This window comes from Carboxylicivirga litoralis (assembly GCF_025499605.1).
GTDB lineage: Bacteria > Bacteroidota > Bacteroidia > Bacteroidales > Marinilabiliaceae > Carboxylicivirga > Carboxylicivirga litoralis.
Genome location: NZ_JAFMVC010000004.1, coordinates 155,932 through 178,649, shown reverse-complemented (window position 1 = coordinate 178,649; position 22,718 = coordinate 155,932). Strand labels below are relative to the sequence as shown.

The 22,718-nt window shown below is 40.1% G+C and carries 15 protein-coding genes and 1 tRNA gene; 7 read left to right on the top strand and 9 right to left on the bottom strand.

What is annotated here, in order from left to right:
* Positions 1-21: 21 nt before the first annotated feature.
* Positions 22-1,440 carry a type III PLP-dependent enzyme domain-containing protein gene (locus J1N10_RS05935; protein WP_262325763.1) on the bottom strand — a complete coding sequence of 473 codons (1,419 nt, stop codon included), beginning with the start codon at positions 1,438-1,440 and terminating at the stop codon, positions 22-24.
* 18 nt (positions 1,441-1,458) lie between these two features.
* Complete coding sequence (locus J1N10_RS05930; protein ID WP_262325762.1) at positions 1,459-2,988, bottom strand: carbon-nitrogen hydrolase family protein; 1,530 nt, start codon at positions 2,986-2,988, stop codon at positions 1,459-1,461.
* 175 nt (positions 2,989-3,163) lie between these two features.
* On the opposite strand from J1N10_RS05930, the gene J1N10_RS05925 reads away from it, so the two are divergent.
* From J1N10_RS05925 to J1N10_RS05915, 3 genes are all read left to right on the top strand, one after another.
* The gene (locus J1N10_RS05925; protein WP_262325761.1) at positions 3,164-6,142 is read left to right on the top strand and encodes a hypothetical protein; all 2,979 of its coding nucleotides are present in this window, start codon (positions 3,164-3,166) and stop codon (positions 6,140-6,142) included.
* A gap of 16 nt (positions 6,143-6,158) precedes the next feature.
* Positions 6,159-7,133, top strand: a complete 975-nt coding sequence (locus tag J1N10_RS05920; RefSeq protein WP_262325760.1) for a mechanosensitive ion channel family protein — start codon at positions 6,159-6,161, stop codon at positions 7,131-7,133.
* 105 nt (positions 7,134-7,238) lie between these two features.
* Positions 7,239-8,153: a mechanosensitive ion channel family protein gene (locus J1N10_RS05915; protein ID WP_262325759.1), complete on the top strand. Its 915-nt coding sequence runs from the start codon at positions 7,239-7,241 to the stop codon at positions 8,151-8,153.
* Between the two features lie 100 nt (positions 8,154-8,253).
* Here J1N10_RS05915 and J1N10_RS05910 read toward each other — a convergent pair whose 3' ends face one another.
* The 5 genes from J1N10_RS05910 to J1N10_RS05890 form a co-directional block, all read right to left on the bottom strand.
* Positions 8,254-10,401, bottom strand: a complete 2,148-nt coding sequence (locus J1N10_RS05910) for an ATP-grasp domain-containing protein (RefSeq protein ID WP_262325758.1) — start codon at positions 10,399-10,401, stop codon at positions 8,254-8,256.
* 105 nt (positions 10,402-10,506) lie between these two features.
* Positions 10,507-11,367 (bottom strand): mechanosensitive ion channel family protein, encoded by an 861-nt coding sequence (locus tag J1N10_RS05905; protein ID WP_262325757.1) that lies wholly within the window; start codon positions 11,365-11,367, stop codon positions 10,507-10,509.
* 18 nt (positions 11,368-11,385) lie between these two features.
* Complete coding sequence (locus J1N10_RS05900; RefSeq protein WP_262325756.1) at positions 11,386-12,120, bottom strand: mechanosensitive ion channel family protein; 735 nt, start codon at positions 12,118-12,120, stop codon at positions 11,386-11,388.
* Between the two features lie 571 nt (positions 12,121-12,691).
* Positions 12,692-12,765: transfer RNA gene (locus J1N10_RS05895), tRNA-Arg, on the bottom strand.
* Positions 12,766-12,965: 200 nt separating this feature from the next.
* Positions 12,966-13,715, bottom strand: a complete 750-nt coding sequence (locus J1N10_RS05890; RefSeq protein WP_262325755.1) for a NigD1/NigD2 family lipoprotein — start codon at positions 13,713-13,715, stop codon at positions 12,966-12,968.
* Positions 13,716-13,925: 210 nt separating this feature from the next.
* Between J1N10_RS05890 and J1N10_RS05885 the strand changes: the two genes are divergently transcribed.
* From J1N10_RS05885 to J1N10_RS05875, 3 genes are all read left to right on the top strand, one after another.
* Entirely contained in the window at positions 13,926-15,638 is a 1,713-nt protein-coding gene (locus J1N10_RS05885; protein ID WP_262325754.1) for a M23 family metallopeptidase, read from the top strand.
* 130 nt (positions 15,639-15,768) lie between these two features.
* Complete coding sequence (locus J1N10_RS05880) at positions 15,769-17,913, top strand: tetratricopeptide repeat protein (protein ID WP_262325753.1); 2,145 nt, start codon at positions 15,769-15,771, stop codon at positions 17,911-17,913.
* The gene (locus J1N10_RS05875) at positions 17,914-19,917 is read left to right on the top strand and encodes an AAA family ATPase (protein ID WP_262325752.1); all 2,004 of its coding nucleotides are present in this window, start codon (positions 17,914-17,916) and stop codon (positions 19,915-19,917) included. It abuts the gene before it with no gap.
* 534 nt (positions 19,918-20,451) lie between these two features.
* Here J1N10_RS05875 and J1N10_RS05870 read toward each other — a convergent pair.
* Together J1N10_RS05870 and J1N10_RS05865 are read right to left on the bottom strand one after the other, a co-directional pair.
* The gene (locus tag J1N10_RS05870; RefSeq protein WP_262325751.1) at positions 20,452-21,081 is read right to left on the bottom strand and encodes a trimeric intracellular cation channel family protein; all 630 of its coding nucleotides are present in this window, start codon (positions 21,079-21,081) and stop codon (positions 20,452-20,454) included.
* An 8-nt stretch (positions 21,082-21,089) separates the two neighbouring features.
* A complete protein-coding gene (locus J1N10_RS05865) occupies positions 21,090-21,704 on the bottom strand; it encodes an HAD family hydrolase (RefSeq protein ID WP_262325750.1) in 615 nt (204 codons plus the stop codon).
* A 137-nt stretch (positions 21,705-21,841) separates the two neighbouring features.
* Between J1N10_RS05865 and J1N10_RS05860 the strand changes: the two genes are divergently transcribed.
* Positions 21,842-22,669 carry a mechanosensitive ion channel family protein gene (locus J1N10_RS05860; protein WP_262325749.1) on the top strand — a complete coding sequence of 276 codons (828 nt, stop codon included), beginning with the start codon at positions 21,842-21,844 and terminating at the stop codon, positions 22,667-22,669.
* The last annotated feature ends 49 nt before the right edge of the window (positions 22,670-22,718 follow it).

The following is a 22,718-nucleotide window of genomic DNA, read 5'->3' as shown; positions in this document are numbered from 1 at the left end:
TCAATTTTCACTAACTAATAATTAAACTTTTGCAGGAGCCTGGTATCCCAGTATTTTAAACATTTCCTGGGCCGACTGCTCCTCGCGGTACACATAATGTTTGTAATTACCTTTATCGTCACGGTCAATAATTACATGCTTAGGAGATGGTATCAGGCAGTGCTTAATACCGCCATAGCCACTGATTGAATCCTGGTAAGCTCCCGTATGGAAAAAACCGAGGTACAGTGGTTCTTTGTCCTTCTCACCATACTGAGGTAAAAGAATCTCCTGGTTTAAATCTTCTGAGTTATAATAATCAGAATGGTCACAACTTATGCCACCAATATTTATTCGTTGATACTGATTATTCCATTTATTAATGGGCAACAGGATAAACTTTTCGTGAATAGACCAGGCATCAGGGATGGTATTCATCAGGCTGTTATTAATAATGTACCATGTTTCAGAGTCGTTTTGTTTTTTCTGCTCTAACACTTCAAAAATGATGGCGCCGGCTTCACCCACTGTATATTTACCAAACTCGGTATAAATATCAGGTTCAGGAATGTTTTCTTTGGTGCACGCCTCCTTGATATTTTTTATGATTTCGTTAATCATATACTCATAATTATATTCGAAACCCAAATGGTTACGAATTGGAAACCCACCACCTAAGTTGAAGCTGTCTAAGGACTCACATTCCTTCCTCAGGTCGACATACAAGCTTAAAGCATTCTGAAACTGCCCCCAATAATACAGCGTATCTTTAATACCTGAATCAACAAAAAAGTGCAACATCTTCAATTCGATATTCGGATTGTTTTTAATGCTTTTTTTGAAAAAATCCATTAGTTCATTGTGCGGAATGCCCAGCCGCGAGGTATAATAAGCCGATTGCATCTCCTCATTAATAGCCATGCGTATGCCCACCTTAATCTTGGTTTTAAGCTTTAGCTTTTTCAAGCGTTCTAACTCGGTAATGCTGTCCAGTATCAGTATCGAATTGTGAAAGCCATCAGCCTGTAAAGCCACAATTTTCGACAGATACTCCTGCGTTTTGTAACCATTATGAATAATCTTGCGATTTTTATCAAGCTTATTTAAATCCGCCAGGTGACGAATTAAATCAATGTCGTAAGCCGAAGAGGTTTCGAGGTTAACATCGTGCTTTAGAGCCTCATTAATAACATGGTAAAAATGGTTACACTTTGTACAGTAACAATATTCATATTTGCCGGTATAACCCTGATTTTTAATCGCCCTGTTAAAAAGATTGCGGGCTTTTTTAATCTGGTCACCAATCTTCGGCAAATAAATCAGTTTAAAAGGTGTTCCGTATTTATCAATCAGGTGTTTTAACGACACCCCGTGAAAAGTCAGGGAACTATCTCTCAAGTCGAACCCTTCTTGTGGAAAGTAGTAGCTCTGCTCGATTAATTCGAAATAAGTATTCTTCATTTTTAGTTCAATTCTTTCTTAATTGGTTGTTTTTGATAGTGAGTAAATATCTTTTCTTCGGTCGTTTAAGTTGGTTACGCTGCCGTAGCTATGGATGTCTCTAAGCAAGTCCAAATCCAAATCTGCAATTAATATCATCTCCGTATTAGGCGTTGCTTCGGCCTTCACTCCATTGGTTGGAAATTGAAAATCGCAGGGCGTAAAAACCATCGACTGCGCATATTGGATGTCCATGTTGTGAACATTGGGAAGGTTGCCAACACTACCGGCTATCACCACATAGCATTCGTTTTCGATGGCACGGGCCTGGGCACAGTTGCGCACCCTCGAATAGCCATTTTGCGTATCCGTTAAAAAGGGCACAAATAAAATTTCCATCCCGTCATCGGCCAGCAGTCTGGATAACTCCGGAAACTCAATGTCGTAACAGATTAGGATACCTACCTTTCCACAATCGGTATCAAAAGTCCTAATTCCACTTCCTCCCTGAAGCGCCCACACTTTCTTTTCATCGGGCGTTACATGTAATTTCTCAAAGCGCTCGATACCGCCATCGCGTTTACACAAATAACCAACATTATACAGCATGTTATCCACCATTTCGGGCATACTTCCGGTTATAATATTGATATTATAGCTAATAGCCAGTTGTGACATAGCTTGCGTTACACGTTCGGTGTATTTTGCTAGTTCCCTGATAGCATCGGCTTCGCTTAAATGGTTATAAGCCGCCATTAGCGGGGCATTAAAAAACTCGGGAAACAAAGCAAAATCACTTTTGTAACCACTAAGTGCATCCACAAAATACTCAGCTTGCTGGAGCAGCTCCTCAATTGTTTTATAAGGGCGCATCTGCCATTGAACCAATCCTGTTCGTATTATCTTTTTTTGAATGGCAGCCTTCTTTCGTGGTTTTTCGTAAAACACATTGTCCCAGCGCAATAAAACGGCATACTCTTCCGATTCCACATCGCCCTTTAAATAGTTTTTTAGCAAGCGAATGGGGTGAAAATCGTTTGATAGCTGGAAATTCAGAACCGGATCGTGTATCTCTTTGGTTCGAACTCCGGCAATGTACTGTTTGGCCGTTATTTTATCTGAGTATTTGTGGAAGTTAGGAATTCTGCCACCAAATAAGATGCCTTTAAGGTTGAGCTTTTCGCACAATTCTTTTCGGTAATCATACAGGCGTCGTCCCAATCGCAAGCCCCTAAAATCAGGTTTAACAAATACATCAATGCCATACAATGTGTCGCCATCATCGCAATGGGTATCAAATGTATAATTGCTGGTTATATCAGTATAAGTATGATAATCATCCAACTCAGATGAACTCACTATAATGGACAAGGCACATCCGGCTATTTCATCATCTACCTTTATCACCACCTGTCCTTCGGGGAATATTTCAATCAATTTTGCTATTTTTTCCGACGACCAATAGGCATTATCCAAAGCATGATAGGAGCTAATCATCACCTGTTTTAGTTCGGAATAATCATTGATATTCAAATAGCTTAACTGAACGTTACGTATTTCTTTATCCATTTTTGTAATCCAAAGTGTTTTTAAAACTTTCTCTTTTAGACACAAAAATGTGAATAGGTAACACCATTAATTCAGATTTATATTTTTTAAAAAACAACTCACGGTTCTGCTTGTTAATTAAATATTTAGACAACCAATAGAATACCATATCTGTTTAAACAGCAAATAGATTCCTATGATTGATAGCTTTAAATCAGCCCTACAGTCCTTTAACCACCTCTTTACAAACTCATTTGTAGATATTGTTCACTGCCGTCTGGACAGTATTGATAAACTAGGAACACAGATGGAGCTGATTGCAAAAGGGTACCAGAAAACTATTGCACGCTTAAAGTCGAAAGAAGCAGACTATGACCGGTTCCTGAGTGAACATCGCGCATTTCTGACACAGATTCTGACCTTTAACAATGCTAACTACTTAATGGGCGAAGAGTCAGCTACAGAAAAAGCCCTGAAGCAATTTTTTGAGACGCGAAACCAACTCATCAATTCTTTGCCCAAAACCATTATTGATGCGGAATGTGAAGAGAACCGCACAAAAAACTCAAGTGACAGCTGGATAGTTGGCAAAATCAAATTCTTCAAACGCATCCGCTTTAAACTGAAATTATTGTGGCACAAGGATAAAGCAAAAGTTCAAATCAACAAGAAGCTCCCACTAAAGTACTATTTGAGCAATGAATTATATTTCAGTGTCAATCCTGAGCTATGGCCCTTTATCGAGGAACTTTTATTATTTGAAATAGAGCTCATTAAGTTTTATCAGGCTGCGTTTAACACCATTCATTTAAGCTATCCGCTCAACTCACCGACTAAAACACAGGAAATAGAACTCCAATTAAATGCTTTGCTCGATAAATCGACCGAAACGAAAGCATTTGTCAGTAGTTATAAAAAGCAGCTTATACAGCAAATTGAAACCACCTTATCGCTTAAGCAAAAAGCCATAGATGAACACTATCCTAAACTCGGCACCTGGGAACATAAGCGACTGAAGGAAAATAAATTACGGGTCAACAAAAGACTCAAAAAGCGGTCATCTCAACAATTAAAGCAATTGCGTTCGTGGGAGATTGCCTTATTTGGCTTATCCGAAGACTGGAGTTTTGATGCTGATATATTCATGGTCATCAATACCGCCATAACCACATTTAATTCAAAGCATAAACAACGTAATATTGCTGCCATTGATAAGGTGAGTGAAGACGTTCAAAACGCCGTCAAAACCATTGATAGCATTTACCAGACCATCAATGAGGAAGCGGAAAGTAAAAGCATCAGTGATTGTCAAACAAAAATAACTAAGGTTTTATCAAACCAAAGCTTATTTCTTTCTCGGCTCGACCATTCTCAATCGGCACTATTTGTTTTGAATACTATTGAACAGCAAATCATTAACCAAATAAACAATACAAATCACAAACGAAATATTCTTAACAATCCTGTAGAATGGGACAAAATACAACTATCCGATACCACATCTGTTTTTTTGAAAGATTTGCTTCAATTCGAGATACAACCGGCGTTTTCGGCTCAAATAGGTCAACTGAAGCAAAGTGTACTGCAGCAAATTGCCTTGTACGAAGATGAGTTATCCAACATTCTGCATGTATCGGATTACAATTTTGAAACCTTATTAGCGATCATTAACGCTGAAATAGAGGAAGACTCACAAAGCAATCGAACCGAGGTATTTAATGAAGGTAAAGTAAAGGTACTATCTAAGCTCGAAGAGATCGTTGAGCAACTTGAAGCAATAAAAAACACCATTGAAAAAGATGTTGAGAGCAGCACTCAATTACTTATTGATGAACTGTTAGAGCTAACCGAAAATGAAAAATTAGGCGCTTTAAACATTCGCATTATAAAAGCCAAAGCCATTCGTCAATCTTCCAGGCTGAAGGTGCTATTAACCGAGAAAATCACCCAATGCTACCATTTCTGCCTGGTACAATGGGACTCTCTAAAAACGAAAGGATTTAAACTCACCAGGCAACTCTCTAAAATCTATTCTCAGGAAGAGGTAGAGGCACAGATTAATAACGAAATATCCATTTTTCTGAGCGAGATTGCCGACACCACCAATAAACTACCCTATTTATATCAGCGGCTGTTTAAACTGGAGGCCATTGACGAGGGCTATCTTTACCATAAGCGCACAACAGAACTCGCCGATTTTGAGAACGCCTACCGCAATTGGCAAAAAGGCCGCTATGCCACGCTGGCCATTGCCGCCGAAAAAGGCGCGGGTATCACATCGGTAATACGTTATGCAGTAAAAGATAAAGACCTACCCATTACTTCGATTAATTTTCAAGATTTTATAAAAATATATCAACCCGATGAATTTGTGTTTACCCTGGCTGATAACCTGGATTTAACACCTATGAATGAAGTGGCTCTCTTGATTGATGAATTAAACGCCAGAAAGCAAATCATCGTTTTGGAAGGACTTCAGTTTGCCTACCTCAAAAAAGTAGATGGCTTTGAAAGTTTAAAACTCTTGTTTGAAATCATCTCAAAAACCAACAAATCAATTTTTTGGATTTGTACTTCCACTCTTCATGCCTGGAACTACTTAAACAAAGTTGTTTCCATTGAAGAATATTTTGGGCACGTTATTAAGCTGGGCGATTTCTCAAAAGAAGAGATGATAGAGATAATCAAAAAACGCCACCGGGTTAGCGGCTATAACATTCAATATCTGCCAGATAAAACGTCGGTGACTAAAAATAAAAACACCAAACAAAAGCCCGAAGAAATACAAGCCAGTCGAGAAAAACAATATTTTCAGGTGTTAACAGCATTATCAAAAGGCAACCTCAGTGTCGCCTTCATTTTTTGGCTGCGCTCCATCAAACGCATTGCCAACAATACCCTTTACATTAGTTCCATGAATGACTTTAACAGCTCCTTCATAAAAGGTCTCAGCCAGGAAAAACTGTTTTGCCTCTATGCCATTTTATTGCACGATGGCCTGGATATTGAAGGCTTTTGCAAAGTGATGCGTTACACCCCTGAACAGGGCCGAATGAAGTTATTTCAAATGGTGGACGATGGGCTGTTACTTGAAATAAAAGGCCGTTTTGTCATTAATTTATTGCTGTACCGCTCAACCATTGATTCATTAAAAGCACGTAATTTTCTTCATTAATCAAGTGTTATCCTCTATGAAAAAATTAGTTCCCTTTCTATTACCTATCCTGTTTACATTCAGTGTAACACTCCCTGCCAATACCAAGCCAGACAGTATATTTAACACACTTTTAAAAGATAGTGTTGTTACCAATATTACAACTGAACTGACCAATGACTCTGTTCAATCCAACAATTTAAAAGACAGAATCCACCAGTTAGGTGCACCTGCAGTGGATAAAATCATCACACCGGGTAAAATTGCCTGGTCAGCCATATTGATTTTATTTGGATTTATCATCCTTAAAATCATCGAGTTAATCCTGAACCGAATGGGCAAAAGAAGCTCGCAAGCCACTATTACGGTCAAACGCATCAATCCGATTATTAAAATATTGGGCTGGATATTTGTCACTTACATCATTATTCAAGGCATTATAAAACCGCCTTTGGCCACTGTTATCGCCTTTTTTACATCTGTTGGTGTTGCGGTTGGTTTTGCAGCCCAGGACTTATTGAAAAATATTTTTGGAGGCTTAATGATTTTGTTTGACAGGCCATTTCAGATTGGAGATAAGATAGAGGCGGGCAACTCCTATGGCGAAGTGATTAAAATTGGTTTGCGCTCAACGCGTATTGTGACAGCTGACGATTCTGTTGTGACCATACCCAATGGCGAAATGATGAATCAGTCTATTTCTAATTCGAATAGTGGTGCCACCAACTGCCAGGTGGTGGCCGAGCTATACCTGCCACTGGATATTGATACGCAGAAAGTGCGTCGCATTGCCACCGAAGCGGCATTGGTGTCAAAATACATCTATTTGAATAAACCCGTTACCGTCTTGTTTTTTAATGAGATGAAAGACCGCCGCAGCATCATTAAAATGCGCCTGAAAGCCTATGTGTCAGACATCAAAAATGAATTTATTTTTAAGAGTGACATGACTGAAATAACATTGAGAGAGTTAATTAAAGAAAAACTGATTTCGCCCGATTACTATCAGTAAAAAGGATGCCACCGGGCTCAAGGGCGCTTATTTGGCCCTGCCCCATAAAACATTTTGCGGTTCATTTTTCTTATTATTAATGATATCGTTTTAAACACTGCGCTTATGATGGATTTTTTTGACCAACACTTAATAACCGAGCAATTGCTTCATTTACAGAATTGGTTCATCTCTGAATTACCAATCATCATCTTGTTATTAATCATCGTTGTATTGGCTTTAAAAGTTTTGAAACTAACGATTAACCGTTTAAAAAAGACCCTGGTTAAACGAGCGGAAAAAAGCAAACATACCGATTCACAAGAAGCCGAGAAACGCATCAACACCCTGACAGGCATCCTGTACGGGATTGTTAAAATTATACTGATCACCATCGTAGTCATGCTGATACTACAAAAGATAGGCGTTAACATAGCCCCTATCCTGGCCAGCGCTGGTATCATTGGCCTGGCGGTTGGTTTTGGAGCGCAGGAACTGGTCCGCGACGTCATTTCGGGCTTCTTTATTTTGCTCGAAAACCAAATCAGAACAGGTGATGTAGGTGTTATCAACGGAACTGGTGGGCTGGTTGAGAAAATTGAATTACGGACCATTACCTTGCGTGATTTCTCAGGTGTGGTTCATGTTTTTCAAAATGGTAAAATTAACACCTTGGCCAACATGACTAAAGAATGGTCGGCCATGGTTTTTGATATTGGTGTGGCCTACAAAGAAGATGTGAACCAGGTGATGGATATTATGCGTGCCACGGGCCAGGAATTGCAGGACGATGAAGAGTTTAAAAATCACATTATTGAACCCATTGAAATTTTGGGTTTGGATCAGTTTGCCGACAGCGCTTTGGTGATTAAAGCACGTTTAAAAACCAAACCCATTATGCAATGGCATATCGGCCGCGAGTACCGAAAGCGCCTAAAAGTAGCCTTTGATAAAAACAATATTGAAATTCCGTTCCCACATACCACGGTTTACTGGGGCGAAAAAATCAATCCGTTGGAACTTAATGTTATCAAAAGCTAAAAATTACAAGATTAATACTATCAGCATAGTCGTCGACTCTTGACTATGAAGACTGGTATTTTTTGTACCAAAGCTGCACAAAAAATACCAGTTTATGAGACTATAACTTTTCGTTCAGTAATAAGGCCAGTAGCAAGGCCCGGTCGGTTACACTGCTACGATAAATATACTCGGCCCACTTATTGTCGTAACCGCCCATAGGTCCTAAACCATCCACCTTGGCACAGTTTTTTACAATGTTGCATATGTTGGATGAACTCCATCGGTGTTCCTTTGTCAGGCTGGTATCGGTTAGTTTCGATAGCTTTTTAATGATATCATAGACATGTTGGCTTTCCTCCGTTTCTGGCATTGGCAATCGCGAGATACCACCTTGCAGCTGACAACTAATGAGCTTTGACTGTTGCTTGGTTAATGTCACAAATTTATTCACCTTCTTATCAATCACATCGTACTCTTCCCTATTATTAAAACGGACACTTATTTTAGACGAACCACTAGCAAAACCTTTGAAAATATTCGTTTTAAAACTCGTGTTATACGGTGCTAAAACCACATCCGGATTGTTTTTTGAAATATCAACAATAGAAGCCAAAGTCTTATAAAACAAAGAAGATACCATTGGTACATTGTCCGAGGTATTTTTTACCAATTTGATGTCGTAAGTATAATTGGCTGACCCCGACCGACTGGTGATCACACTGCCTTCTTCATTACCACCATGAAGGGCTAGTATATGGCGTGCCGATTCGGCTTTGGTATTTAATATTTCTTTGGAATATTTACCACCAATAGTTGTATCAGGCACTACAATAATTCCAATCTTCAGCTTTTTAATTAAACGGCTAAAACGCAAAGCCTGAAGCGCTAAAATAGTGGAAACAATGCCTCCTTTATTTTCCCATATACCGGTACCATACAGCTTATGCTCAGTTGCATAAAATGATTCCTGATCCTCCAATTTATGTTGATCATCAACTGAAAGAATCAGCAACCAATCCAGCTTTTCATTAAATGAATTAGAAAAATAAGTAACATTACCAACTTCCAGGTTAGGCAATACCTCTTGCGTAAATCCCAGAGGCGCCAACTCGGTTTTAATCAGGTTTGTAGCCTGGTTAATACCACTTACATTTCGCACATGCGTGTTAATGTTAACCAACTTCTCTAATAAGGACTCCGCCTGGTCGTTACGGCTTCGGATAAATGTACGTAACCGGCTATGTAAAGGCAGCTTTTTTGAACCTGTTTGTCCTTCTATGGGCTGCAAAGCACCAAAATAACGGATGGCAGCCACATCAAGCATGCGATTAACCAACTTTTGATAATCATAACCAGCCACCTTGGCTGCATGTGGATACGAACCGGAAACGCCCAAGCTAGCCATCGAATTAATCTCCAACAAATAAATATTATCGTTCTCATCCAGGCGAATATCCACCCTGGCAAAATCACGCAGTCCCAGTGCTTTAAAGGCATCAATACTGAACTTCTGCATCTTATCGGCTAACTCAGGCGTAATATTGGCCGGGCACACTTTCTGTCGCGGCTTTTCTTTTTTATCACTTACTGTTTGAATGGCATCCGGGTCGCCTTCCAGGTCAATTTCCAAAACCGGAAACGCTTCTACAGGATTATTGCCCACAAGGCCCACACAAAATTCACGTCCCCTGATAAACTGCTCAACCAAGGCCTGTTGCTGAAACTCTGAAACAATAAAATTAACCGCTTCTTTGAGGTCTTCTTCGTTATAAACCACCTTTAAACCGAAAGACACACTTTCCATTTTAGGTTTCACTATAACCGGGTAATGCACCTTTGAAAAATCATCATCGGCACTGTTAAACACCCAAAAGTCAGGTGTTGGCAACTGGTGATTCTGCCACACAATCTTGGTCATCACCTTGTCTAAAGCCAAAGCATGGCCGGCAGGCGTAGAACCAACATATGGAATACCTAACATCTCAAGCATCGACGGTATGTGGGTATAACGACTTTCGCCCTGGATGCCGTATGCCATATTGAAGACCATGCCCATTTGTTCGCCATCAATCACCCGTGGCATAAAATGCTGCAATCGCTCAATGATATACATGTTTCCATCGAGTATATGCACATTGTGGCCGGCCTTCTCCAGGCTCTCGGCTACTCGTTTAACGTTAGCTTCCGAATAAAACTCTTTATTCTGCATGCCCAGCGTATTAATAACGCCGGTCAGGTCTTTGTTGTAAATAATTGCAATTTTCATCTGTCTAATTTTTCTACCAGTTGTCTGATGCCTGCCTGATGGCAGACAGGAAACTCGCCATTCCGAAACATCTTTTTACATCAAAAGCTATTCTCATGGCTTGTTTCATTTTAGTTGATCTGTAGAACCATTTTGTTGATTTGATTTAACATGAAGATCGAGTTGCGGGAAAGGTATGATAATATGATTTTCGGCTAAGCGTCGGTAAATAATCTTACGAATATCACTTTTAACTTTTTCTATTTCGAAAATATTCTCTGAGTAAAACAAAACCTGAAAATCTAAGGACGAAGAGCCAAAATCGAGTAAACGCGCTTCCACCAGATGTTTGTGATGAATGCCCGGATGCTCAAAGACACTCTTTTCCAGTGTATCGCATACTAACTGTATATCGCTTCCATAGCTAACTCCTATATTAATTTTGAAACGTGTATTTTTAGACTGGTGGCTCCAGTTAATCACCTTATTGGTTGTTATCAGAGAATTAGGGATGATAACAGCAATATCATCCCTGTTGAGTCCCTTCGATGTACGAAGCCCTATTTCCTGCACCTTCACCACATCGCCATCAATTTGAAGGATGTCGCCCAATTTTATGGAGCGCTCCGACAATAAAATTATGCCCGAGATAATATCGTTGAAGGTTTGTTGCAAACCCAAACCAACACCTACCAAAAGCGCTGCAGAACCAGCAATCAGAATGGTGACTTTAACGCCTAATGTTTCCAGAAAGAAAGCAATGGCGAATGTCCATATAATATATTTGATGATCTGCAGTAATGCATAGGCCGTCCCATCATCGAGTTTATTAAATAAGCGCTTCTGGATGAGTGCTTTTTTGAGTAACCACAATAAAATTTTAGTTGCAATGGCTACCACAATAATTATTATAACACTATAAACCTTAATGTGATAGGAGCCAAAACTAATTAAATCAAAATCAAGCGCATTTTTTATTTCTTCCATTTTTATACCGATGGTCGATTATTTATTCATTACAACATTTCTGTATGGATAAGGAATAACAATCCCTTCTTGTTTAAATCTAGACATGATAACCTGGATTAGGTCACACGAAATGACAAAAGCATCGTCATTATTTTGAGCCCAAACATAAGCTCTTAGTTTTACCGAAAACTCAAGAATAGCAATAGCTCGAACCAATACCTTGGGAGATCCTTTTTCTTTTTGTTCATCAGAGCGGTTGTCTAAAGTTAATGAATGCTTCTCGGCCTCTTCTCTGATAATACTCATGGCCTTTTCAATATCGGAATTAAAGTCGATGTTAAACTCGATGTGCTTTTTAATTTTGGCATCAGATATTGAACTATTGACAATGGTTTCATCGCTTATTATACCATTGGGTATTATTATCCGACGATTCTCATAATCACGTATCATAATATGCCGAAGGGTAATTTCTTCAACAATACCCCGGTACTGAACACCTATATAAATTACATCGCCAACGCGAAAAGGGCGAAACACTAATATAAAGATCCCTCCTATGATATTGGCAAACGCCTTTTGGGCCGCAAAACCAATAATGGCCGCAAAAATACCGGCACTAGCAAATAAAGCGGTTTTTATGTTGTTTAAACCAGGTATTTGCTGAATAACATATATGGCAACGGCCGTGAAAATGATAAAGCCTGCTGAGTTTTTTAGGAAAGAAAAGGATGTTGCATCAGCGGATACCTTTTTTGCAAATCGAGTCATGAAAAATTTAATAAGCTTTCTAACTATTAAATTGATGATAAAAGCGCTAATAACAGCAATAATAATTTTCATTAATGGGTAATTCATTTCCATTGGATTCTCAAATTAAGTTTGGCATAAGTTACAAATATTGATGATAAGATTGTATAGCTTGAGACGCCATAACTATGAATTGGTAACGCTAATTTCGATTATATTATTCTAAGGCGTTTCCTCCTCATCCTGCAAAGTGCCGCAAACATCAGACTAACAAACTGGTTTAGTGAGATGAACAGGTACTATTGAATACATTCTCCACAGGTAGAATAACCATTGAAACATTACGATACTATCATTAATAATTTTAATGATAGAAGTACCAATGCAACTGAGAATTATTCAATGTCTAAATTAAGCGTTCAGAAGGGAGTTTTAAAAGGGGGGACTAATCGAAAAATGTTCTCTACAGGTTGTGTAAAGTTTATGCCTAGACCCTGAATTTGTAGGTGGTTCTGAAAGTGATCCGTTTTAACAAGATAATCGATATCAAAAACAAAAAACCTGTAAGTTAGAAACTTACAGGCCTTTTATGTGATCTTGAAGGGACTCGAACCCCTAACCTCCTGGGCCGTAACCAGGTGCTCTATCCAATTAAGCTACAAGACCAATATTTTGTTGTTTTGTGAACCATTGTTCTCAAATGCGGTGCAAATATAGAGATAATGCGCTTAAAACACCAAATTATTTAATAAAAAATCACAATTAATTTCGCTTCTTTTCAGCAACAACAAGGATTACAGACCCTTGCAACAAAAGAAAAGCCACAAGATGATTGCAGCTTTTCCTTTAATATATCAATAAGTCTATTATTCTATCATATCGCTCATTGATTCATCGGTAAACGTTTTACTGACTGGCTCCACCTCAGCATCGTATTCATAAGTCAATACCGTGTTATAATGGTATTCTCCATCCTTGTTCAGACTTCTGACAAAAATGTCAATCGAGGTCTGCCCCGGCACTTGTAACTCAGAAATATCAAAGGAAGCAACTCCCCATTGTTTATAATTATAGGGATCACCATTTTTATTGTGTTTTAACTCTAATATTATCTCACCATTCTCTGTTTCCAAGTCTTCGGTATCCTTCACCAGGTTGATAAAATGAATCCCATAACCACCACCATATTCAAACTGTACGTTTAAATAGTCATTCGTAAACCATGTATCTACAACGGTAACCGGGTCATTACCAATAGAATCTTTAACTTCCACACTGGTGGTTTCGTCAAAATTGAAAATAGGTTTTGTCAATAATTCCGATATACCATTCACCTTCACGTAATAATCGTACAGCTCGCTGTCGTCAGCATCACCTAATATGGTATAATTAACCAATACACGCATGCCATCTTCTAAACTTGAAGGTGGTACATTAGTGGCCGAAGGCCATAGTGCATCTCCTCCATCGGTAACGACATAATAATAATCGCTTGTTTCAACTACTGTTCCCGTCGTCACCCAGTAATCGCCTAATGAATAACCATCATCGTCGTCACAACTGAATAATAAAACACTTGTCAGGGCTAGTAAAATTCCAAATCTTAACTTTTTCATGGGATTATAATTTAAGAATTAAACATTGTTTCACTTCATTCGTAATAAATATCGTGCCAGTATTAATGCATTTACATTGATTAACTATTTAGATAAAAAATTAAGAAAGGGGTTGCGTCAATAGCGGAACGCACCAAACAATTCAATTGTAATTGTGGGAAGAGAAAGTTATTTTTGGATGGATTTTATTTAAAGGGAGGAGAGAAAAATATGAAGCAAATTGCTTTAATTGTTTTGTGTGTCATTTTAGCCAATCAGATTACCAATGCACAAGTTAAAGACAGTGAACGCTTTGTTAAACCAATGAAGCTAAAACCTTCTGTCAGCGGCAGTTTTGGTGAATTGCGCTCCAACCACTTTCATTCTGGCTTAGATTTAACAACCAACCGAAAAACCGGGTATCGTGTATATGCTTCCGACAAAGGATATGTTTCACGAATAAAAGTATCACCCTATGGCTACGGTAAAGCTATTTACATCGACCACGATGGTGGTTACACCACTGTATATGCTCACCTGGAGCGTTACTCCAACCGCATCGATTCGCTGGTTCGCGCCAAGCAATATGAGAAAAAATCGTTTGCCATAGAATTATTTTTCAAAGCGGGCGAGGTACCTGTTGGGCGTGCCGAAGTTATTGGTTACAGTGGCAACTCGGGTAGTTCGGGTGGCCCTCACCTCCACTACGAAGTGCGCGACAAGGCCAGTCAGAAACCAATGAACCCTCTTCTGTTCAGAGACGACATAAAAGACGACGTGCGTCCACAGGTGCAAGGCATGAAATTGTATTGCCTTTCGGATGACGCTTCCATTGGTGGAAAAAGAAAAGACCAATTTGTTTCAACCGTTTTCTACGACCGCGCTTTTCACCCAAAGGGTTCAACCATTTTCACTGCACACGGTAAAATTGGTGTGGGTGTACAAGTATTAGACTATTTCACCGATAGCTGGCGTAAATGTGGCATTTCAACCATCGACCTGTTTGTGAACAACACCTTGGTATATGATTTCAAAATTGAAAAATTCAGCTTTGCCGAAACGCGCTACATCAATTCGCACATTGATTACGGAGAGAAAAAACGAACTGGTAAAGTCATTCAAAAAAGCTGGGTAGAACCCAATAACAGATTGAGTTTATATAGCAAACGCAATGCCTACACTGCGGAGCTAAAACCCGGTGATACGAAAATTTTTAAATATGTAATTGAAGATTTTAATGGCAACCGCTCTGTATTGGCATTTACTATTAAGGGCGAAAACCCACCCCCTCCCCTTAAGAAAAAAGACAGCCCTTTGTTACCTGTGAACTTTGACAAAGTCTTTACTTTAGACACATTAGGATTGGAATTATCCATACCAGCTAAAACATTCTATACCGACATTGAAATGCTTATCCATAAGGATGAAAAAGAAAGTATGATTGCCCCTGTATATGTTATTGGGGATAAAAACATTCCTCTGCACCGCTCCATGACAGTCACTATTCCTGTCCCCGATTCATTGCAAAAGTATGGTGATAAACTATTAATGGCAGGTGTGGCTACCAATGGTAAAACCTATTCCTTAGGAGGCCAGTATAAGGATGGACGAATGAGCACCAGCACGCGTAGCTTTGGACGTTTTTCTTTGGCACTTGACACCATTGCTCCCACCATTAAACTTCGTAAAGCTCCTGAAAACAATAACTATTCGGCGCGTCAATCGATTGAGCTATTGATCAATGATGAGTACAGCGGCATTAAAAATTATGAATGTCTGATAGACGACCAATGGGCTTTATTTGAATATGATGCTAAAAACTACCGCTTAACAGGGACTTTTAAGCACATGCCATTTTTGAAGAAAGGCAAACATGTGCTACATGTGAAAGTGACGGACAACAGGGGCAACCAAACAGTAAAGGAGTTTAATTTCAGCAACTAAATCTGGCTTAATTTTTGCTTATTAGCACCCTTGATTTAAGGCGGATATCAAGTGATATTATTCATACTTGATGACTTTAAACAAACTAACTATTGTATATTTGTTCGCATTGTTGTATTCAGATTGACCTATGTTGAGAAAAATTGCACTTATTATATTATTGCTTAATTGCGTAATAAGCCACGATATTAAAGCACAGATTAATACCGACAGAATGCTCACCATCGGTAAAAATGCTTTATATTTTGAGGATTATGTATTAGCCATTCAATACTTTAACAAAGTAATCAAAGTAAAACCATACTTATCAGATCCATACTTTTATCGCGGTTTGGCCAAGTATTACCTGGAAGACTATAACGGAGCCGAAATTGATTTAAATACCTGCCTGAGCAAGAATCCATTTTTAGTGGATGCCTACAATGTGCGAGGTATTATTATGAGTCGAAAAGACAATCATGAAAATGCCATTGAAGATTACTCCAAAGGCCTTGAAATTGACCCTGCCAACACCAACCTGTTAATTAACAGGGGAAATAGCCATTCGGTATTGGAAGAATACAACAAAGCAATTGAGGACTTTGATCAAATCATAAAGCATAACCCAACCATGCTGAGTGCCTATCTGAGTCGAGGCGCTGCTAAAACACATGCGGGTGATTCAATAGGCGCTTTGGCTGATTTCTCAACTGTTATTACGCGTAATCCCTATCTGTCGGATGGTTTTGCGTCTCGCGGTATATTGTATTATCAAATGAATCGATACGAAGAGGCGCTGGCCGACTACAACAAGGTGATAGAGTTAAAAGATGATTTTGCCGGTTATTATACAATGCGAGGTGCTATCCGCTATCAATTGGATGATTGGCAAGGCACCATGGATGATTTCAACAAGGTCATTCAGCTAGATCCTAAAAATAGTATGGCCTACAACAACCGTGGTATATTACGAGCTCAGGTTGGAGATAAAAACCGTGCTATAGAAGATTTTTCACGGGTATTGGCACTGGAACCTAATAATCTTCTAACGTTGTACAATCGTGCTTTGCTTTACCTCGACCTGGGACAAAACAAACAGGCTTTGAGTGATTTAAACATCATCGTCTCCAACTATCCCCAATTTGGGCCGGCTTATTACAACCGAAGTATAGCCAAGCAAAACCTGGGTGATATGAACGGAGCTGAGGTAGATTACATGACAGCTGCTAAGTTAAATGCTGATAAGCGCAGTCAAAATGAATTAGCTGCCCATTCTTCGGATAATAAAAATGATACAGAGGACGATAACGCTTCTGGTAAAAAGCAACGTAAAGCCACTCGTAAAAAGTCTGACAAAGACATCCGCAATTACGATAAACTGGCCGTATTGGATGATTTCGATGAGGATGAATCAACAGAAGAGCGTTTTGACAATATACGCGGTAAAGTTCAGAACCGAAATATCTTTATCGACCTGGAACCAGTCTTTGGTTTAACCTATTACTCAGGTGATACCATTTTAAGCCGTCCGGCCTATTATGAAAAAGAAGTGGTGAGCTTCAACAAGAAAGAGCTGTATAAAAAACCGTTAATGATTACCAATCGTGAGATTGAGGCGGAAGGCATTAAATACATCCGCCTGATTAACGACATCACCACCATTTCGGAAGAATTGCAGGATGCAGCCACCGACCGTGAGATATTGATTACCCGCGGTGCCTTGTACAGCATGGTGATGAATTACAGCAATGCCATGGCCGATTACAACGAGATACTAAAGTCGGATCCGGATAATGTGGTGGCCTTGTTTAACCGTGCTTATACGCGCCATAAAATGGTGGAAGTTATTAAAGCCCTGGAAGAAGAAACGCAGACGCCAAATAACGTGATGCTGCAGGGGCCGATTAAAGCAAAAAACCAGCAACATCAAACGAATATTGAGAAAGATGCCTCGCACATACTCGACTACGAGCTAATTATCAAAGACCTGAACCGGGTGATTGAGCTATCGCCGGAGTTTGAATTTGCGTATTACAACCGCGCCATTGTGCAATGCCTGAAAAAGAATTTCTTACAGGGAGTGGAAGATTTCACACAGGCCATTCGCCTCAATCCAGACTTTGCCGAGGCTTATTTTAATCGCGGTTTAACCCTGATTTATCTGGAAAAAGAAGCGGATGGAACAGCCGACTTAAGCAAGGCCGGAGAACTGGGTATTTACAAAGCCTATAATGTGATTAAGCGTTACGGCTCAGAAGAATTATCGGGTAAAGAAAGCATAGCAGAGGTAGAATAAATGAGTGTATTGCCGGAAAATTTTGATACAGATAATGCCGAATTTCAGGATGCCCTGAAACTGATTCAGCATACCAATTCATCGGTATTTTTAACCGGACGAGCCGGCACCGGTAAATCCACCTTTCTGCGCTACATATGCCAGCATACGCATAAGAAATTTGTGGTGGTTGCCCCAACGGGCATTGCCGCCATCAATGCGGGTGGTGTTACTATTCACTCCTTTTTTAAGGTGCCCTTCCGCCCTATCCTGCCCGACGACCCCGATTTATCGACGGAAAAAGGGCGCATCTTTGATTTTCTGAAATACCGGAAAGCGCACACACAAATCATCAAGGAACTGGACCTGCTCATCATTGACGAGGTATCGATGGTACGTGGCGATGTGCTCGATTTTATCGATCGTGTTTTGCGGGTATTCACCAAAAATATGAACCAGCCGTTTGGTGGCAAGCAGCTGCTGATGGTGGGCGATGTTTTTCAGCTCGAACCGGTTGTTAAGCGCGATGACTGGCAAATACTGAAACGCTTCTACCCCTCTCCTTATTTCTTCTCGGCACGGGTGTTTAAGCAGATACCTTTGGTACAGATAGAGCTGAAGAAGGTGTATCGTCAGAATGATTCAACCTTTGTGAATCTGCTCGACCGCATCCGCTTAAAACAGGCGGGCAACAACGACATGGCGGCTATTAACGCCCGCTTTAACCCGCAGTTTCAAAGCCCCATTGATGAGTTCTTTATCACCCTGGCAACACGCCGTAACACAGTGGACTACATTAACGACAGTAAGCTGGAGCAGCTCGAAGGCGATGAGCATGAGTTTACAGGTCGCATATCGGGTGACTTTCCTGAGTCGGGATTACCAACACTGAAAGACCTGGTGCTGAAAGAAAATGCCCAGGTGATGTTTGTGAAAAACGACATGGAGAAACGCTGGTACAACGGCAGCCTGGGACGTGTGGAAGACATTGATGAGAACGGTATTTATGTGCGTTTGCAAAACGAAGAAATTCATCTGGTTGAGAAAGAGGTGTGGCGTAACATCCGCTATAAATACGACGAAAAAAACAACCGCATCACCGAAGAAGAGCTGGGCTCGTTTACCCAATACCCGCTAAAACTGGCCTGGGCCATTACGGTGCACAAGAGCCAGGGCCTCACGTTTGATAAGGTGATGCTCGATTTCTCGGGCGGCGCTTTTGCCGGTGGCCAGCTGTATGTGGCCCTTTCGCGTTGCATATCGCTCGAAGGCATTGTACTTAAAACACAGATTTCGCCACGCGATGTTATTGTGAACAACGAAGTGGTTAAATTCTCGAAGGCGGCCAACAACAAGGTGCTGATTGAGAAAGAGCTGAACAAAGCCGAAGCGCAGGATTTATACCGCAATGCCATGCTGGCGTTTGATGCCAGTAACTTTAACGAGGCCGTTCAATCATTTGCTATTGCCAATGAAAAGCAGGAAGCCCTGTCGGTTGAATCGGTGCAGCGCCTGATTGCCATTAAGCTGTCAAAGATTAATCACCTCGAAAGAGAAGTAAAAGAACTGAATGCCGCCATTAAACGGCAGCAAAAAAGTGTGGAAGACTTTGCCCGCGAGTACTACCTGATGGCCAACGAGTGCATGGTGAAATTTAACGACAAACCATCTGCTTTGGCCAACCTCAACAAAGCCCTGAAGCTGAAACCACAGTTTTTTGATGCCCTGGTTCGACGGGCCGCCATCCATGTGGAAACAGGCGACTTAAAAAAGGCTGATAAAGATTATACGGCAGCTGATACAATCAAAAAGAAATCGTACAAAGTGAAATACAACCGGGGCCGCACACGACTGGAACTGAAAATGTACGAAAAAGCCTACAACGATTTACTGCAAGCCACCCGCATTAAAAAAGACAAAGCCGAAGCTTACTACTATCTGGGCGAAGCCTGCGAAAAACTAGGCGACATGGATAAAGCGCTGGAGTATAAAAGCATTGCCGGGCATTTGGGTTATGAAGAGTAGAAGAGTCCGAAGTCCGGAGAGAGAAAAGTGGGTGGTGTATTCCGGATTTTCGATGCTACCTTTCGCTTGGCAGTTTATCCATTAAACGATTCAACAATCCTTCAGTTTAGAACATTACAATCCTCCAATTCCCCGACAACAACAACCTACAAACCATCCGAAAGAGCTAAACAACCATCCCGTAAAGCTTCCTCACCTCACAGAAGAGCATCTTCACCACACGGAAGACAATCACTCCAGGTAGATTAATAATACTTAGTGGTACATTCGTAAAAAAGACTGGTACAATTATAGAATCTGGCGGGAATATGCAAAAACTAACGGTTCAGATACAAAACCTGATGGTCGGGGCGCAGAATTTAATGGGCGCGAAGCTGAATTTGATGGGTGCATTATAAAACCAGCCGGTCACCCTGCAAAATAATGGTAAGCGCTCAATACAAGCAGACGAATTCCTCCTAAAACCAATAACCCAAAACAGGAAATCGGAAACCCAAAACTCAAAACACGAAACCCAAAACTGGAAACCCTATCCTACTTCTCACTCAACGAAACATGGGGCATGGTAATATTATAGCGCACGGCCCACAAGCGAATTCCAATAATAGTCAACACGGTAACAGTCTCGCATATCACCTCAGGCACTCCAAAATAATTAAGAGCTAAAAAGACAATGGCCCCTGTAATACAAGCCGTAGCGTAAATCTCCTTGTGAAAAATCAACGGCACCTCGTTGGTTAAAGTGTCACGTATTATACCGCCCACGACCGCTGAAGATAATCCCATGATTACCGCAATAGGCGCCGAAATACCTAAAGCTAATGCCTTTTCCAGCCCAATCACAGTAAACACCCCAATCCCGATAGTGTCAAACAGAAATAGTGTATTCCGTAACTTCACAACCAGCTTTTTAAAAATGATGGTAATCAGCACACCAGCCAAAATAAGAAAGAAATAGTCATAGGTCTGAATCCATGACACGGGCAGATTACCTAACATAATATCTCGGACTGTTCCGCCTCCAATAGCGGTCACAAACCCAATAAAAATAGCCCCAAAAATATCAAGGCGTTTTTGGGCAGCCGTTAATGTACCACTAATGGCAAACACAATTGTACCAATGTAGTCAAATAACAATATCAGGTCTATCTCAAATGATGGCATCGCTTGGTTTACTCATAAAAAGGTTTCACATCAATAACATGCATGCCCGCTTCCTTGGCAGCTTCAATACCCAGCTGTCCATCTTCCAGCACAAGGCAGTTGGCTGGTTCAACACCCATGCTCTTAGCCGCTTTTAAAAAGGTTTCGGGGTGTGGCTTGTAATTATCCACATCATCAGAGGTAACAATTATATCAAACTCATCAATAATGCCCACAGTTGATAATAAGAACTGTGCCCTTTCACGACTGGCTCCTGTACCCACAGCCATGGGCAATTGCCCTTTATATTGCTTTATCACCTCATAAACCGGTTGAATCAATTCAACATTATGCAGGTTATTCTCCACCAATTGCTCTTTATTTTTTACAAGCTCAATAGGAGCAATGTCCAAGCCAAAGCGCTTAATTAAGTCTTTACTCAACTCAATTACCGGACGTCCAGTCAGCGTAATAAAAAATGCATAATCGAATTCGACACCGAACGGTTTAACAGCTTCTGACCAAGCTTTATAATGAACAGGTGTACTGTTAACCAGCGTTCCATCCATATCAAATATTAAACCTTCAATCACTTGTGGTACCTTTATTTTCAAATCGTTACAATTATCTTGATTAAACATCATTTTTAATTAAATCGCGAAAATAATCATTAAGAATGTAAAAAGGTATTTTAATACTATAACAATTCATAACTTAGTCAGAACATTAAATGTACTAATGTGTTTAACCACTAATTTAATTTAAACTTAACTGACAAACTATGAAAGAATTAGGATTAGAAGGGTTTGACTTACAACCCATTTACGACTGGATTATTGCCAACGGCGTTAAAGTACTGATAGCAATACTGATTGCCATTGTTGGTTTATGGATTATCAACAAAATTGTTAAAGGCTTCAAGCGTCTTTTAACCGCCCGTAAAATTGACGATACATTGGTGCCTTTCATCATAAGCCTTACTTCTGTTACCTTAAAAGTAATGCTATTTATTAGTGTTATTACCTATATGGGCATCGAAATGACTTCCTTTATTGCCATTCTTGGTGCTGCTGGTTTGGCGGTTGGTATGGCTCTATCAGGTACACTGCAAAACTTTGCCGGTGGCGTCATCCTACTAATCCTAAAACCCTTTAAAGTGGGCGACTATATTGAAGCACAAGGTCATGCTGGTATCGTAAAAGAAATTCAGATTTTTAATACCATCCTTAATTCGCTGGATAACAAAATTATTATCATCCCCAATGGTGGGCTTTCGACAGGTGCCATGATAAATTATACCAAAGAAGATACCCGCCGTGTTGACTTTGTTTTTGGTATTGGCTACGATGATGATATTGATAAAGCAAGAGATATCATTAAAGCGGTGGCCGAGAAAAACGAACTTATCTTTAAAGATCCTGCCATTTTCGTTGCCGTTAAGGAACATGGCGATAGTTCAATTAACCTTGTTACTCGCGTTTGGTCAAAAACAGCTGATTACTGGACGGTATATTTCTACATGATGGAATTTGTAAAGAAAGAATTTGACAAACAAGGCGTTACAATTCCATTCCCACAGCGAGACGTACATATGTACAACGAAAAATAATTATTAACGCAATACATGGCTCCGCTTTCCGGCGGAGCATTTCTTTTTT

Excerpts from the sequence above, each read along its gene's own strand:
- J1N10_RS05870 (WP_262325751.1), bottom strand. The coding sequence starts at position 21,081 with ATGCCATCATTTGAGATAGACCTGATATTGTTATTTGACTACATTGGT.
- J1N10_RS05915 (WP_262325759.1), top strand. The coding sequence starts at position 7,239 with ATGATGGATTTTTTTGACCAACACTTAATAACCGAGCAATTGCTTCAT.
- J1N10_RS05880 (WP_262325753.1), top strand. The coding sequence starts at position 15,769 with ATGTTGAGAAAAATTGCACTTATTATATTATTGCTTAATTGCGTAATA.
- J1N10_RS05900 (WP_262325756.1), bottom strand. The coding sequence starts at position 12,120 with ATGACTCGATTTGCAAAAAAGGTATCCGCTGATGCAACATCCTTTTCT.
- J1N10_RS05890 (WP_262325755.1), bottom strand. The coding sequence starts at position 13,715 with ATGAAAAAGTTAAGATTTGGAATTTTACTAGCCCTGACAAGTGTTTTA.
- J1N10_RS05860 (WP_262325749.1), top strand. The coding sequence starts at position 21,842 with ATGAAAGAATTAGGATTAGAAGGGTTTGACTTACAACCCATTTACGAC.
- J1N10_RS05885 (WP_262325754.1), top strand. The coding sequence starts at position 13,926 with ATGAAGCAAATTGCTTTAATTGTTTTGTGTGTCATTTTAGCCAATCAG.
- J1N10_RS05905 (WP_262325757.1), bottom strand. The coding sequence starts at position 11,367 with ATGGAAGAAATAAAAAATGCGCTTGATTTTGATTTAATTAGTTTTGGC.
- J1N10_RS05875 (WP_262325752.1), top strand. The coding sequence starts at position 17,914 with ATGAGTGTATTGCCGGAAAATTTTGATACAGATAATGCCGAATTTCAG.
- J1N10_RS05925 (WP_262325761.1), top strand. The coding sequence starts at position 3,164 with ATGATTGATAGCTTTAAATCAGCCCTACAGTCCTTTAACCACCTCTTT.
- J1N10_RS05865 (WP_262325750.1), bottom strand. The coding sequence starts at position 21,704 with ATGATGTTTAATCAAGATAATTGTAACGATTTGAAAATAAAGGTACCA.
- J1N10_RS05935 (WP_262325763.1), bottom strand. The coding sequence starts at position 1,440 with ATGAAGAATACTTATTTCGAATTAATCGAGCAGAGCTACTACTTTCCA.
- J1N10_RS05920 (WP_262325760.1), top strand. The coding sequence starts at position 6,159 with ATGAAAAAATTAGTTCCCTTTCTATTACCTATCCTGTTTACATTCAGT.
- J1N10_RS05930 (WP_262325762.1), bottom strand. The coding sequence starts at position 2,988 with ATGGATAAAGAAATACGTAACGTTCAGTTAAGCTATTTGAATATCAAT.
- J1N10_RS05910 (WP_262325758.1), bottom strand. The coding sequence starts at position 10,401 with ATGAAAATTGCAATTATTTACAACAAAGACCTGACCGGCGTTATTAAT.